Origin of the sequence: Methylobacterium sp. E-005 (genome assembly GCF_022829725.1) — a bacterium.
Classification (GTDB): domain Bacteria; phylum Pseudomonadota; class Alphaproteobacteria; order Rhizobiales; family Beijerinckiaceae; genus Methylobacterium.
Map to the genome: position 1 here is coordinate 117870 of NZ_JAKSYG010000062.1, position 12639 is coordinate 130508.

Consider the following 12639-nt stretch of genomic DNA (forward strand, 5'->3'; position numbering starts at 1 on the left):
CAGGGCGCCTGCGGCCCTCACGCCGACGCACGGAGTTCACGATCTTGGCGAACACATCAGCCGCCGCTCCCGTGGTCCACGGGCAGGACACCCACGGCCAAGAGGGCAGCCGTCGCGACTTCCTCTTCCTGGCGACGGGCGCCGCGCTCGCCGTCGGGGCTGGAGCTGCGGCCTGGCCCCTGATCTCCTCGATGGCCCCCGATGCCGACACGATCGCGGCCGGCGCCCCGATCGAGGTCGACCTGACGCCGATCCAAGACGGTCAGATCGTCAACGTGTTCTGGCGCGGCAAGCTGATCTTCGTGCGCAAGCTGACCGCGAAGGAAGTGACCGACATGAAGACGGTCCCCCTCTCGGCGATGATCGATCCGGCCGCCTTCACCACGCGCGTCAAGACCGGTCATGACCAGTGGCTCGTGGTGTACGGCAACTGCACGCATCTCGGCTGCGTGCCGATCGGTCACCAGGGCAATTTCGAGGGTTGGGCCTGCCCCTGCCACGGCTCACAATTCGACGCGGTAGGCCGCGTGCGCCACGGACCGGCGCCGATCAACCTGCCGATCCCGCCCTACGCCTTCCAGACGGACGCCAAGATCCGGATCGGCGAAGGCGGCAAGGAAGCGGCCTGAGGAGGACGGAAGCATGAGCGGAACAGCCAGCACCTACGTCCCGAAGAGCCGGGTCGCCAAATGGTTCGAGGCACGCCTGCCCATCGCCGGGCTGGTGCACTCGTCCTTCATCGCCTACCCGGTTCCTCGGAACCTCAACTACTTCTGGACCTTCGGCGCGATTCTCGCGGCCTTCCTGGGCATCCAGATCGTCACCGGCGTCTGGCTGGCGATGCATTACGAGCCTTCGGCGACGGGCGCCTTCAACTCCGTCGAGAAGATCATGCGCGATGTGAATTACGGCTGGCTGCTGCGCTACGCGCACGCCAACGGCGCGTCGATGTTCTTCGTGGCGGTCTACGTCCACATGTTCCGCGCGCTCTACTACGGGTCGTACAAGGCCCCGCGTGAGGTGCTCTACATCCTGGGCGTCGTCATCTACCTGCTGATGATGGCGACCGCGTTCCTGGGCTACACGCTGCCCTGGGGCCAGATGAGCTTCTGGGGTGCCACCGTCATCACCAACATCCTGGCGGCGATCCCGGTGGTCGGCGACACGATCCAGACCCTCCTCTGGGGCGGGTACTCGGTCGGCAATCCGACGGTGAATCGCTTCTTCTCGCTGCATTACCTGCTGCCCTGGATGATCGCCGGCGTCGTCGTGCTCCACGTCTGGGCGCTGCACGTGACCGGTCAGAACAACCCGGCCGGCATCCCGATCAAATCGGGCAAGGATGCGGTGCCATTCACGCCCTACGCGACCGTCAAGGACGTGTTCGCGACCTGCGTGTTCATGATCCTGTTCGCGTGGTTCCTGTTCTTTCAGCCGAACTTCCTCGGCCACGCCGACAACTACATCCCGGCGAACCCCGCCGTGACGCCCGCACACATCGTGCCGGAATGGTACTTCCTGCCGTTCTACGCGATCCTGCGCGCGGTCCCGAGCAAGCTCGGCGGCGTGATCCTGATGTTCTCGGCGGTGATCATCCTGGCCTTCGCGCCGTGGCTCGACACGTCGCGGATCCGCTCGTGCAACTACCGGCCGATCTACCGCCAGTTCTTCTGGGTGTTCATCGGCGTGACGCTGCTGCTCGGCTGGCTCGGCTCCCAGCCCCCGGAGGGCGGCTACGTGATCGCTTCTCAGGTCTGCACCTTCTACTACTTCGCCCACTTCCTGATCGTCATGCCGCTCTGCGGCCTGTTCGAGACGCCGAAGAAGCTGCCGGGCTCGATCCTCGAGAGCGTGACCGGGCCGGGCAAACAGGTGAGCGGATCCGGCATGCCGGCGGGCGCCGCCGCCGCTCCGACCACCAAGGGCTGACGGGCTGACGACAGGACCATGATGATGACCCGCGTCCTCTCGACCGCCGCCCTCGCGGCCCTCCTGCTCGGCGCCGCGCCGGCCTCTGCCCAGGAAGGGCATGGCGGACCGAACCCGGCCCGCGTGAACTGGAGCTTCGCCGGCACGTTCGGCCGCTTCGACGCCGCGCAGCTGCAGCGGGGCTTCCAGGTCTACAAGGAAGTCTGCTCGGCCTGCCATTCGATGAAGCTGGTGTCCTTCCGCAACCTTGCGCAGGAGGGCGGCCCGGACTTCACCGCCGGTCAGGTGAAGGCGCTCGCCGCCACCTATCAGGTCAAGGACGGGCCGAACGATGCCGGCGACATGTTCGATCGTCCCGGTCGCCCGGCCGACACCTTCCCGCCGCCCTTCCCGAACGATCAGGCCGCCGCCGCAGCGAACGGCGGCAAGGCACCGCCGGACTTTTCGGTGATCGCCAAGGCCCGGACGTTCTCCCGCGGCTCGCTCTACTTCCTGACCGACTGGCTGCCCTTCATCGGCTATTCGGAGCAGGGGCCAGACTACATCCACGCGCTGATCAACGGCTACGAGGATCCGCCGAAGGATTTCACCGTTCCGGATGGCGGCCATTACAACAAGTACTATCCCGGCCACATCATCGCGATGCCGCCGCCGATCTCCGACGGGCAGGTCACCTACCCGAAGGACGATAAGGGCCAGCCGGTGGTGCCGGAGACCGTCGATCAGTACGGCAAGGACGTCGCGGCCTTCCTGATGTGGTCGGCCGAGCCGCACATGATGGATCGTAAGGCGTTGGGCTTCCGGGTGATCCTATTCCTGATCATCCTCTCGGGGCTGCTCTACTACGTGAAGAAGAAAATCTGGGCCGATGTCGGCGGCGAGGTCCACGGCCTCCAGCCGGAGCTGCACAAGGCCTATTAGAGCCACGCGCCGGATCCGACGGTGGTGATGGGCCTCCCTTGCGGGGGCCCATCTTTTTTGAGCTTGGGCTCCATGCTACCGCTCGGTCGCCGCGATGATCGGCCTCCCGACGACGCCTGTCCCGCCCACCTCATCCTGAGGTGCCCGCGACAGCGGGCCCCGAGGGAGGCTTCCAGCGATCGATGCGGCTTCTGGGGGCCTCCTGCGAGGCCTTCGCTTCGCTCCGGCATTTCAGGTTGAGGTGCTGGTTGGGACATGCGGCCCGTCGATGCGCCGCGCCATGACAGGAAATTCGGAATGACGGCAGCGGTGCTCGGCGTGATGGGCGGCTCCGGCGTGTACGACCTGCCAGGGCTTGAGGATGTCCGCGAGGAGCGCGTCGCCTCCCCCTGGGGCGAGCCCTCGGACGCCCTGCGCATCGGGCGGATCGGCGACACGAAGATCGTGTTCCTGGCCCGCCACGGGCGTGGCCACCGCTTCTCGCCCGCCGGCATCAACTACCGCGCCAATATCGACGCCATGAAGCGTGCCGGGGTCACCGATCTCGTCTCGCTCTCCGCCTGTGGCTCGTTCCGCGAGGAGCTGCCCCCGGGCCTGTTCGTGCTGGTGGATCAGTTCGTCGACCGCACCCACGGGCGCGCCAGCTCATTCTTCGGCGACGGCTGCGTCGCCCATGTCTCGCTGGCCCACCCGGTCGGGCCCGGACTCCAGGCGCGGATCGCGACGGCCGCCAAGGCGGAGGACATCACAATCCACCGCGGCGGCACTTACGTCTGCATGGACGGTCCGCAATTCTCTTCGCTGGCCGAGTCCCGGGCCTACAAGGCGCAGGGGTTCGACGTGATCGGCATGACCAACATGCCCGAGGCCAAGCTCGCCCGCGAGGCCGAGATCACCTACGCCACGATCGCCATGGTGACCGACTACGATTGCTGGCACCCCGGCCACGACGCCGTGGATGTGGCGGCGGTCGTGGCGGTGGCGCGGGCCAATGCCGATAAGGCGGCTCGGCTGGTGGCGCGGCTCGCGCGCGACTTTCCAGCCGAGCGGGAGCTCTGCCCGGCCGGCTCGCACCGGGCGCTGGATGGGGCAATCATGACCGCGCCGGCCGTGCGCGATCCCGCGCTGCTCGCCAAGCTCGATGCCGTGGCGGGGCGGGTGCTGAACGGTTAGGCAGCCACCCTTTCCATTTCCGAAAAACTCCCTCTAGAAGGCGCGGGCGGCAGCGGCCGTCCTCGACGCAAAGTCCGAAACAAGATGCGCAGCGCCACCATCACCCGGAAGACCGCGGAGACCGACATCGCGGTCACCGTCGCCCTCGACGGGACCGGCCGATCGACGATCGCCACGGGAATCGGCTTCCTCGACCACATGCTCGATCTGCTGGCGCGGCACGCCCTGTTCGACCTCGACGTGAAGGTCGTGGGCGATCTGCATATCGATCAGCACCATTCCGCCGAGGATTGCGGCATCGCCCTCGGACAGGCCTTCGCCCGGGCGCTCGGGGACAAGCGCGGTGTGACGCGCTACGCCGACATCCACCTGCCGATGGACGAGGCGCTGACCCGGGTCTGCGTCGACATCTCCGGTCGCCCGTTCCTCGTGTTCCGCACGGCGTTCCGCGTGGAGAAGATCGGGCAGTTCGATACCGAGCTTGTGCGCGAGTGGTTTCAGGCCTTCGCGATGAATGCCGGCCTGACCCTCCACGTCGAGACGCTGTACGGCGACAACGCCCACCACATCGCGGAGAGCTGCTTCAAGGGGCTGGCTCGGGCCTTGCGGAAGGCGGTGGCGATCGATCCGCGCGAGGAGGGGCGCGTTCCCTCCACGAAGGGCTCCCTGTAGAGCCTCGTGTCGTCGCGCTCCCCGGCCGCCCGATGGCGGTTCTAAGAGCGCCGTTGTCGGAGTTCCGCGATGCGGATGCGCAGCTACACGCTCCACCTGCCCCCCGATGCCCGCCTGGGCGAGGCCGTCGGGCTCGATCGCGCCGTGCTGGTGCCCGACGGTTTCTCGTGGTCGGCCTTCGCCTTCACGGTGCTGTGGTTCCTCTATCACCGGCTTTGGCTCGCGGCGCTTGTCGTGCTGGTCGGCCTGATCGGGCTTGCGGGCGCGGGGATCCTCCTCGGGCTGCCGACCGGCGCCGGCTTGGCCGCCACCCTGCTGGCCGGATGGCTGATCGGGCTGGAAGCGTCGAGCCTGCGCCGCTGGACCCTCGCCCGAAGGGGCTGGCCGGCGCGCGATGCCGTGGTCGCCGCCAACCCCGAGGAGGCCGAGACCCGCGCGCTCAACCGCTGGCTGGAGGCCAGCGCCACGCCGCCGCGCGCCCCCTTCCCGAGCGGCCCGAGCCGCCGCGGCGAGCCGGTGATCGGCCTGTTTCCCGCCCAGGAGGGCGCCCGGTAATGGACCGGACGACACGCGCATGAGTACCGAGTCGGTCGCGATCATCGATTACGGATCGGGCAACCTCCATTCCGCCGCCAAGGCGTTCGAGCGTGCGGCCCGGGAGAGCGGCTGCGACGCGCGCATCCGCCTGACTGCGGATCCGGACGTGGTCGCCAAAGCCGACCGCGTCGTCCTGCCCGGCGTCGGCGCCTATGCGGATTGCCGTCGCGGTCTCGACGCCGTCCCCGGCATGGTCGAGGCGATGACGCAGGTCGCCCACCGGGACGGGCGGCCGTTCCTCGGCATCTGCGTCGGGATGCAGCTCCTGGCGACCCGGGGACTCGAATACACCACGACGCCCGGCCTCGGCTGGATCCCCGGCGATGTCGACCTGATCAGACCATCGGACCCGACCCTCAAGGTCCCCCATATGGGCTGGAACACCCTGCGTCCGGCCCGCGACCACGCGCTGCTCGCCGGCATCCCCACCGGCGAGGACGGGCTGCACGCCTATTTCGTACACAGCTACGCGCTGTCACCCGAAAGTCCCGGCGACGTCGTGGCCCGCGCGGATTATGGCGGCTCGATCACCGCCCTCGTTGCCCGCGACAACATCGCGGGCACGCAATTCCATCCGGAGAAGAGCCAGCGTCTGGGACTCGCGCTCATCGCGAATTTCCTGACGTGGCGGCCCTGAGGGTGACCCCGCCCCGGCAAGAAGGACTGAAACTCCCGTGATCCTGTACCCGGCGATCGACCTGAAAGAGGGGCGCTGCGTCCGCCTGATCCAGGGCGACATGGCCCAGGCCAAGGTATTCGGCGACGATCCGGCCGCCCAGGCCGCGATCTTCGAGGCGCAGGGCTTTCCCTGGCTGCACGTGGTCGATCTCGACGGCGCCTTTGCGGGGGCCCCGCGTAACGCCGCGGCGGTGGACGCGATCCTGGGCCGCGTGACCATCCCGGTGCAGCTTGGCGGCGGCATCCGCGAGATGAAGACCCTGGAGGGCTGGCTCGCCAAGGGTGTGGCCCGGGTGATCATCGGTACCGCGGCGGTGCGCGATCCCGCCTTCGTCCGCGAGGCGGCCCGCCAGCATCCGGGGAAGATTGCGGTCGGCATCGATGCCAAGGACGGGCGCGTCGCCGTCGAGGGTTGGGCGCAGACCTCCAGCATGACCGCCGAGGAACTCGGCCGCCGGTTTGAAGACGCGGGCGTCGCGGCGATCATCTACACTGACATCGCCCGGGACGGGATCCTGAAGGGCCTCAACGTCGAGATGACCCTGGCTCTGGCCCAGGCCGTGCGCATCCCGGTGATCGCCTCGGGCGGCCTCGCCTCGATCGACGACGTGCACCGCCTGCTCCAGCCGGATTGCGCCCTGATCGCGGGCGCGATCACGGGGCGGGCACTCTATGACGGTCGGATCGATCCCGAGGCGGCGCTGGCGGCGATCGCTGCGGCGCGCGGCCCGGCTTCGTGATAGATCGGTCCCGGTGGCGGCGCTGACTCGGGAGGCCTCGATGACGGCGGTGAAGGCCTGGCCCTCGGCGGCCGGGACGGCCTACGCGGACGATTTCTATACCTGGACCCAGGAGCAGGGCGCGCGGCTGCGGTCCGGCGACCTCTCGGGCCTCGACCGCGCGAATCTGGCCGAGGAGATCGAGAGCTTGGGCAAGAGCCAGTGTGACAGTCTGGTCAGCCTCTGGCGCGTCGTGCTGCTACACATGCTGAAGTTCGACTATCAGCCGGAACGTCGAAGCCGCAGCTGGACGGTTCCGATCCGGACGCATCGAAACAGGGCCGCAGACGTACTTGAGGACAATCCAGGGCTCAAGAGCCGGCTGTCTCTAGCCTTCGAGCGCGCATATCGCGATGCGCGTGAAGAGGCGGCCGTCGAGACAGGCTTGCCTTTGCGGATGTTCCCGAAGGAATGTCCCTACACGCGCGAAGAGCTGCTGACGCGGCCCTTCTCCGCCGATCCAGAAGACACCTCAGACTGAAGAGCCCCTCTTGCTCAAAACCCGCATCATCCCCTGCCTCGACGTGAAGGACGGGCGCGTCGTGAAGGGCGTGCGCTTCGAGGGGCTGCGCGACGCCGGCGACCCCGTCGAGGCCGCGAAGGTTTACGACGCGGCCGGCGCCGACGAACTCTGCTTCCTCGACATCACCGCAAGCCGCGAGGCCCGGGGTACGCTGCTCGACATCGTCAGTCGGACCGCCGAGGCCTGCTTCATGCCGCTAACCGTCGGAGGCGGGGTACGCACCGTCGAGGACGTGCGTGCCCTTCTGCTCGCCGGGGCCGACAAGGTCGCCATCAACACCGCGGCCGTGAAGGACCCGGATCTGGTCGCCCGCGCCGCGGAAAAGTTCGGTGCCCAGTGCATCGTGGTGGCGATCGATGCCAAGCGCGTCTCGCCGCCAGGCGCTCCCGCCGCCTGGGAGATTTTTACGCATGGCGGCCGCGATCCGACGGGGATCGACGCCGTGGCCTTCGCGCGCCGCGTGGCCGGGAAGGGCGCCGGCGAGTTGCTGGTCACCTCCATGGACAAGGACGGGACCCGGTCCGGTTACGATCTCGCCCTGACGCGGGCCATCAGCGACGCGGTCTCCGTTCCGGTGATCGCCTCCGGCGGTGTCGGCGGCCTCGACGACCTTGTGGCCGGCGTGGCCGAAGGCGGGGCGAGCGCCGTGCTGGCGGCGTCCATCTTCCATTTCGGGCAGGCGAGCGTGGCCGAGGCCAAGGCCCATATGGCGGCGGCCGGCCTCGCCATGCGCCTCGACGGCCCGGCCTCTTCCGCGAGGGCGCCCCTGTGAGCAGCTACCTTCTGGCGAACGCCAATCTCCTCGATCCGGCGACGGGGCGTGAGACCCCGGGTGCGGTCCTGGTGCGGGATGGCCGGATCGCCGATATCGCCAGCGGCGCCGCCCCCGGCACGCCGGACGGTGCGAAGCGGATCGACTGCCTCGGCCGCGTCCTGTCGCCCGGCCTCATCGACATGCGCGCCTTCGTGGGCGAGCCCGGGGCCGAGCATCGCGAAACCCTGGCCTCCGCCAGCGCCGCCGCCGCCGCTGGCGGTGTGACCACCCTGGTCTGCATGCCGGACACCAACCCGGTGATCGACGGCCCGGCCATCGTGGATTTCGTCCTCCGCCGGGCCCGCGACACCGCGAGCGTCAACGTTCTCCCCGCCGCCGCCATCACCAAGGGCTTGGCCGGCCGGGAGATGACCGAGTTCGGCCTGCTCCAGGAGGCCGGCGCGGTTGCGTTCACGGACGGGTTGCACGCGGTCGCCAACGCCCAGGTGATGCGCCGCGCCCTGACCTACGCCCGGGACTTCGACGCCCTGGTGATGCAGCATGTCGAGGATGCGGATCTCGTCGCCGAGGGCGTGATGAACGAGGGCGAACTCGCCACCCGCCTCGGCCTGATGGGCATTCCCCGCGAGGCCGAGACCGTGATGCTGGAACGCGACATCCGCCTCGTGCGGCTGACCGGCGCCCGGTACCACGCCGCCATGATCTCCTGTGCCGATTCAGTCGAGATCGTCCGCCGGGCCAAGCAGGATGGCCTGCCGGTGACCTGCGGGGTGTCGGTCAATAACCTGGTGCTGAACGAGAATGACATCGGCCATTACCGCACCTTCTGCCGGCTCTCGCCGCCCCTGCGCGACGAGGCCGACCGGCACGCGGTGGTGCAGGCTTTGGGCGAGGGCGTGATCGATGTGGTCGTCTCCGATCACAATCCGCAGGACGTGGAGACCAAGCGCCTGCCCTTCGCGGAGGCAGCGGACGGTGCCCTCGGGATCGAGACCCTTCTCGGCGCAGCCCTGCGCCTCGTCCACACCGGGGATCTTGAACTGCCGAAGCTCATCGCCGCGCTGACGGTGAACCCGGCCCGGATCCTCGGGCGCGAGGCCGGCCGCCTCGCGGTCGGCGCACCGGCCGATCTCGTGCTGATCGATCCCGATCTGCCCTACGTCCTCGACAAGCGGCGGCTGAAGTCGCGTTCCAAGAACTCGCCGTTCGACGAGGCGCGCCTCCAGGGTGCCGCCGTGCTGACCCTGGTCGGCGGGGAGATCGTCCACGCGATGGACGATCTGGCGGCGGCGGCCTGATGCCCGCGGATCTCGCGACCTGGGCCACCCTCGGCGGCCTCGCCCTCGGCTACGCCCTGGGCTCGATCCCGTTCGGCTTGATCCTGACGCGCTTCGCCGGGCTCGGCGACGTGCGGGCGATCGGCTCCGGCAATATCGGCGCCACCAATGTGCTGCGCACCGGCCGGAAGGGGCTCGCCGCCGCGACCCTGCTGGGTGACGCCTTGAAGGGAACCGCGGCGGTCCTGATTGCCCGGAACCTGGGGGAGGGGCCCGCGCTCGCCGCCGGGTTCGGCGCCTTCCTGGGCCATTGTTTTCCCGTCTGGCTCGGCTTCAGGGGCGGCAAGGGCGTCGCCACCTTCATCGGCGTCCTGCTCGCCTTCTCCCCGCCGGTGCTGGGGATCTTCGCGTTGATCTGGCTCGGCCTCGCCTTCGCGCTCAAGTACTCGTCTCTGGCGGCGCTTGTCGCCTCGGCAGCGACGCCCCTGGCGCTGTGGGCGCTTGGCACCCCGGCGCAAGCTGTGCTGTTCCTGCTGATGGGGGTGCTGCTATGGTGGAAGCACGCGCCCAACATCCGCCGACTCGCCTCCGGCACCGAGGGGCGCATCGGCCAGAAGGGCTGAGCGCAGGCTCGGGATGCGCGGTCCTTTGGGGGGATCGTATGCAACTCACCGATGCCCAACGTCTCGACTGGCTGCGTCTGATCCGCACCGAGGGCGTCGGGCCGCGCAGCTTCCGCACGCTGATCAACCGCTTCGGCGGCGCGGCCGCCGCCCTCGACGCGATGCCGGATCTCGCCCGGCGTCAGGGCAAACGGCTGGAGCCGCCGACCCGGGCGCAGGCCGAGGACGAGGTCGCGGCGCTGGCCCGCCTCGGCGGGAGGCTGATCGCCACCGGGGAGGCGGATTTTCCGCGGCTCCTCCAGCAGACGGATGCGGCGCCGCCGCTCCTGGCCCTGCGCGGCGCCGCGATCCTGAACCGTCCGGCGGTGGCCCTGGTCGGCTCGCGCAACGCCTCGATGGCTGGGCTCGCCTTCACCGAGCGGCTCGCCCGCGGCCTCGGCGAGGCAGGCCTGACGGTGGTATCGGGTCTTGCCCGGGGTATCGACGCGCGGGCCCACAGGGCGAGCCTCCAGACCGGCACGGTCGCGGTGATGGCCGGCGGCCAGGACAAGATCTACCCGGCCAACCATGCGGCCCTGGTCGACGCGATCCTGGGGGAGGGCGGGGCGGTGCTGGCGGAGATGCCGATGGGCTGGGTGCCGCGGGGGCGCGATTTCCCCCGTCGCAATCGCATCATCTCCGGTCTGTCATACGGCACCGTCGTGGTGGAGGCGGCGCGTCGCTCCGGCTCCCTGATCACGGCGCGCTACGCCCTGGAGCAGAACCGCGAGGTCTTCGCCGTTCCTGGCTCGCCGCTGGATCCGCGCGCCGAGGGCACCAACGACCTGATCCGCCAGGGTGCAGCCCTGGTTTCCGAGGTGTCGCATATTCTCGACGTGCTGGGGCCGATCATCGAGCGCGGCCCGGACGCGGACGCTGCTCCCGAGCGGGGACGACCGGACCTGCGCGAGCAGCCGGATTTCTGGGACGAAATCGACCTGGATGCATCGAACCCGGACACGCTCAGCGTTCCGGACATGTTTTGCCAGACCGATTCCGTCGCCTCGGGTCACCCGGCTCAGCCGGCCGACGATTGCGCCCGCATCGTCGCCCTGCTCGGACCAAGCCCTGTCGGCACCGATGAGCTGGCGCGCTGCGCCGGGATCGGCATTCGAGTGGTGCAGACCGTGCTGCTGGAGCTGGAACTCGACGGGCGGATCGAGCGCCACGGCAGCGGCGCCGTCTCGCTGCTCAGCCGCTGAAGGGGTCCGCGTCGGCCGCCGGGTCGGCGTCGACGTCCGCGAGGTGGCGCATCACGTCGAGGCAGCCCTGGAGGATGTAGGCGGCGGCGAGCTTGTCCACGAGTTCGCCGCGCCGGGCCCGGGAGGCATCGGCCTCGATCAGCGCCCGGGTCACCACCGCGGTCGAGAGGCGCTCGTCGAAGAACACGTGGGGCAGGGGCAGGATCGGCGCGAGGTTGCGCATGAAGGCCCGGGTCGACTGCACCCGCGGCCCCTCGCTACCGTCCATATTGAGCGGCAGCCCGACCACGAGGCCGCCGACCGCGTGCTGGCGGCACAGGGCGGCGAGGCGCTGGGCATCCGGCGTGAACTTCACCCGGCGGATCGTCTCCAGCGGCGTCGCGATCTGGCGCCCGAGATCCGACAGGGCGAGGCCGATCGTCTTGGTGCCGAGATCGATGCCGATCAGCCGTGCCCCGCCGCGCGAGGTGGCCGCAAAGGTGCGGATCGCGTCGTGATTCATGGTTCCGCCTGCGTGGTGCGCGCCAGGGTGGCCTCCGCGACACCCTCGAACCGCGCCGGCAAGGGCTCGGCCCCCGGCCCGAGCACCAGGGCTGCGGAGGGGCCGGTGACCCGCGTGAAGAAATCGTCGAGGCTCTCCCCGCCGAACCGGATCGTCGTCAGATCGGTGGCAAGCAGCCAGATCTCGTATTCCGGGCCGCTGCCCGTCACATCCCAGAACAGAAATCCGCCATCCTCGCCCCGGCCGAAGAAGCAGGCGCGCTCGACCACGCCCGGATCGCCGCCCTCGACATCGAATCGGTGCGGCTCCTTCCCGTCCTCCAGCATCGCGATGGCAGACCCGACGCTGTGGGCGATGATCCCGGCTTGCGTGAACAGATCGCTCGCCTCGTAGGGGCCCGGAACCGCGATCCTGACCTGCTCCCCCGCCAGACCGACGCCGCAGGACCGGCAAAAGCTGCGGTAGGAGGCGGGCAAAGCGAAGCCGAGTTCCGCGGCCGCGCGATCGAGATCCAATTCACCCGGCGTGAAGCCCGGAGACAGGCTGGTGAAGATCTGCGCCCACATCGATCCCGCTCCCTCATCCACAGGCTTGCCGTACTCCGTAGATCGCCCCGGATGGACGCGAAGCCGTTCCCGTTTAGGTTGGGTTAAAGCTTCGTTAAACCACCGCTCGGGTTCCTGCCTTGTCGACCACCGGCCCGCTCGTCCGTTCCGCACCCGCCCGCTTCGCACTGCGGATGCCCCGTCGGCATCGCCTGATGTTGCTGCTGGCCTTCGAGATCATGGTTCTTGGCTTTGTCCAGGCCATGGTTCAACCGGTGCGCCGGCCCGGTATCACAATCGAGATGTCGGTGACGCCTCGTCACGTGGTGACCTGACCGGCAAGAAAGGCGACCCAACGGTCGGATCATCCTTCGCGTTGCGGCGCGTTGGAACCCGATGCTATA

16 protein-coding genes are annotated in these 12639 nt (G+C 69.1%); 14 read left to right on the forward strand and 2 right to left on the reverse strand.

Features of this window, described 5'->3' with window-relative positions; translation table 11 throughout:
• Window positions 1-71 precede the first annotated feature (71 nt).
• The 13 genes from petA (at window position 72) to dprA (ending at window position 11188) form a co-directional block, all read left to right on the forward strand.
• Window positions 72-629, forward strand: coding sequence for a ubiquinol-cytochrome c reductase iron-sulfur subunit (gene petA / locus MKK88_RS06580; protein WP_243998212.1), 558 nt, complete (start codon window positions 72-74; stop codon window positions 627-629).
• A 13-nt stretch (window positions 630-642) separates the two neighbouring features.
• On the forward strand, window positions 643-1929 hold the full coding sequence (locus tag MKK88_RS06585) for a cytochrome b (protein ID WP_243998071.1): 1287 nt from the start codon (window positions 643-645) through the stop codon (window positions 1927-1929).
• Window positions 1930-1947: 18 nt separating this feature from the next.
• On the forward strand, window positions 1948-2850 hold the full coding sequence (locus MKK88_RS06590) for a cytochrome c1 (protein ID WP_243998073.1): 903 nt from the start codon (window positions 1948-1950) through the stop codon (window positions 2848-2850).
• 297 nt (window positions 2851-3147) lie between these two features.
• Window positions 3148-4023, forward strand: a complete 876-nt coding sequence (locus tag MKK88_RS06595) for an S-methyl-5'-thioadenosine phosphorylase (RefSeq protein ID WP_243998075.1) — start codon at window positions 3148-3150, stop codon at window positions 4021-4023.
• 84 nt (window positions 4024-4107) lie between these two features.
• Window positions 4108-4695 (forward strand): imidazoleglycerol-phosphate dehydratase HisB, encoded by a 588-nt coding sequence (gene hisB / locus MKK88_RS06600; RefSeq protein ID WP_243998076.1) that lies wholly within the window; start codon window positions 4108-4110, stop codon window positions 4693-4695.
• Window positions 4696-4764: 69 nt separating this feature from the next.
• Window positions 4765-5250, forward strand: a complete 486-nt coding sequence (locus tag MKK88_RS06605) for a DUF2628 domain-containing protein (RefSeq protein WP_243998078.1) — start codon at window positions 4765-4767, stop codon at window positions 5248-5250.
• A gap of 19 nt (window positions 5251-5269) precedes the next feature.
• The gene (gene hisH, locus MKK88_RS06610) at window positions 5270-5929 is read left to right on the forward strand and encodes an imidazole glycerol phosphate synthase subunit HisH (protein WP_243998080.1); all 660 of its coding nucleotides are present in this window, start codon (window positions 5270-5272) and stop codon (window positions 5927-5929) included.
• 37 nt (window positions 5930-5966) lie between these two features.
• Window positions 5967-6710, forward strand: coding sequence for a 1-(5-phosphoribosyl)-5-[(5-phosphoribosylamino)methylideneamino]imidazole-4-carboxamide isomerase (hisA, locus tag MKK88_RS06615; RefSeq protein WP_243998082.1), 744 nt, complete (start codon window positions 5967-5969; stop codon window positions 6708-6710).
• A 40-nt stretch (window positions 6711-6750) separates the two neighbouring features.
• Window positions 6751-7230, forward strand: coding sequence for a DUF29 domain-containing protein (locus MKK88_RS06620; RefSeq protein ID WP_243998083.1), 480 nt, complete (start codon window positions 6751-6753; stop codon window positions 7228-7230).
• Between the two features lie 10 nt (window positions 7231-7240).
• Window positions 7241-8044, forward strand: a complete 804-nt coding sequence (gene hisF / locus MKK88_RS06625; RefSeq protein WP_243998085.1) for an imidazole glycerol phosphate synthase subunit HisF — start codon at window positions 7241-7243, stop codon at window positions 8042-8044.
• Window positions 8041-9345, forward strand: a complete 1305-nt coding sequence (locus MKK88_RS06630) for a dihydroorotase (protein ID WP_243998087.1) — start codon at window positions 8041-8043, stop codon at window positions 9343-9345. Before hisF ends, MKK88_RS06630 begins: the two co-directional genes overlap by 4 nt.
• On the forward strand, window positions 9345-9947 hold the full coding sequence (gene plsY, locus MKK88_RS06635) for a glycerol-3-phosphate 1-O-acyltransferase PlsY (protein ID WP_243998090.1): 603 nt from the start codon (window positions 9345-9347) through the stop codon (window positions 9945-9947). Before MKK88_RS06630 ends, plsY begins: the two co-directional genes overlap by 1 nt.
• A gap of 38 nt (window positions 9948-9985) precedes the next feature.
• On the forward strand, window positions 9986-11188 hold the full coding sequence (gene dprA / locus MKK88_RS06640) for a DNA-processing protein DprA (protein WP_243998092.1): 1203 nt from the start codon (window positions 9986-9988) through the stop codon (window positions 11186-11188).
• Here dprA and ruvX read toward each other — a convergent pair.
• A complete protein-coding gene (gene ruvX / locus MKK88_RS06645; RefSeq protein WP_243998094.1) occupies window positions 11178-11690 on the reverse strand; it encodes a Holliday junction resolvase RuvX in 513 nt (170 codons plus the stop codon). The genes dprA and ruvX overlap by 11 nt on opposite strands.
• Window positions 11687-12256 carry an SMI1/KNR4 family protein gene (locus MKK88_RS06650; RefSeq protein ID WP_243998096.1) on the reverse strand — a complete coding sequence of 190 codons (570 nt, stop codon included), beginning with the start codon at window positions 12254-12256 and terminating at the stop codon, window positions 11687-11689. Before MKK88_RS06650 ends, ruvX begins: the two co-directional genes overlap by 4 nt.
• Window positions 12257-12375: 119 nt before the next feature.
• Between MKK88_RS06650 and MKK88_RS06655 the strand changes: the two genes are divergently transcribed.
• On the forward strand, window positions 12376-12570 hold the full coding sequence (locus MKK88_RS06655) for a hypothetical protein (RefSeq protein ID WP_243998098.1): 195 nt from the start codon (window positions 12376-12378) through the stop codon (window positions 12568-12570).
• The last annotated feature ends 69 nt before the right edge of the window (window positions 12571-12639 follow it).

Bases quoted from the DNA above. Each gene is read 5' to 3' on its own strand.
- MKK88_RS06585 (WP_243998071.1), top strand. From the start codon at position 643: ATGAGCGGAACAGCCAGCACCTACGTCCCGAAGAGCCGGGTCGCCAAA.
- MKK88_RS06590 (WP_243998073.1), top strand. From the start codon at position 1,948: ATGATGATGACCCGCGTCCTCTCGACCGCCGCCCTCGCGGCCCTCCTG.
- MKK88_RS06595 (WP_243998075.1), top strand. From the start codon at position 3,148: ATGACGGCAGCGGTGCTCGGCGTGATGGGCGGCTCCGGCGTGTACGAC.
- hisB (WP_243998076.1), top strand. From the start codon at position 4,108: ATGCGCAGCGCCACCATCACCCGGAAGACCGCGGAGACCGACATCGCG.
- MKK88_RS06605 (WP_243998078.1), top strand. From the start codon at position 4,765: ATGCGGATGCGCAGCTACACGCTCCACCTGCCCCCCGATGCCCGCCTG.
- hisH (WP_243998080.1), top strand. From the start codon at position 5,270: ATGAGTACCGAGTCGGTCGCGATCATCGATTACGGATCGGGCAACCTC.
- MKK88_RS06620 (WP_243998083.1), top strand. From the start codon at position 6,751: ATGACGGCGGTGAAGGCCTGGCCCTCGGCGGCCGGGACGGCCTACGCG.
- plsY (WP_243998090.1), top strand. From the start codon at position 9,345: ATGCCCGCGGATCTCGCGACCTGGGCCACCCTCGGCGGCCTCGCCCTC.
- dprA (WP_243998092.1), top strand. From the start codon at position 9,986: ATGCAACTCACCGATGCCCAACGTCTCGACTGGCTGCGTCTGATCCGC.
- ruvX (WP_243998094.1), bottom strand. From the start codon at position 11,690: ATGAATCACGACGCGATCCGCACCTTTGCGGCCACCTCGCGCGGCGGG.
- MKK88_RS06650 (WP_243998096.1), bottom strand. From the start codon at position 12,256: ATGTGGGCGCAGATCTTCACCAGCCTGTCTCCGGGCTTCACGCCGGGT.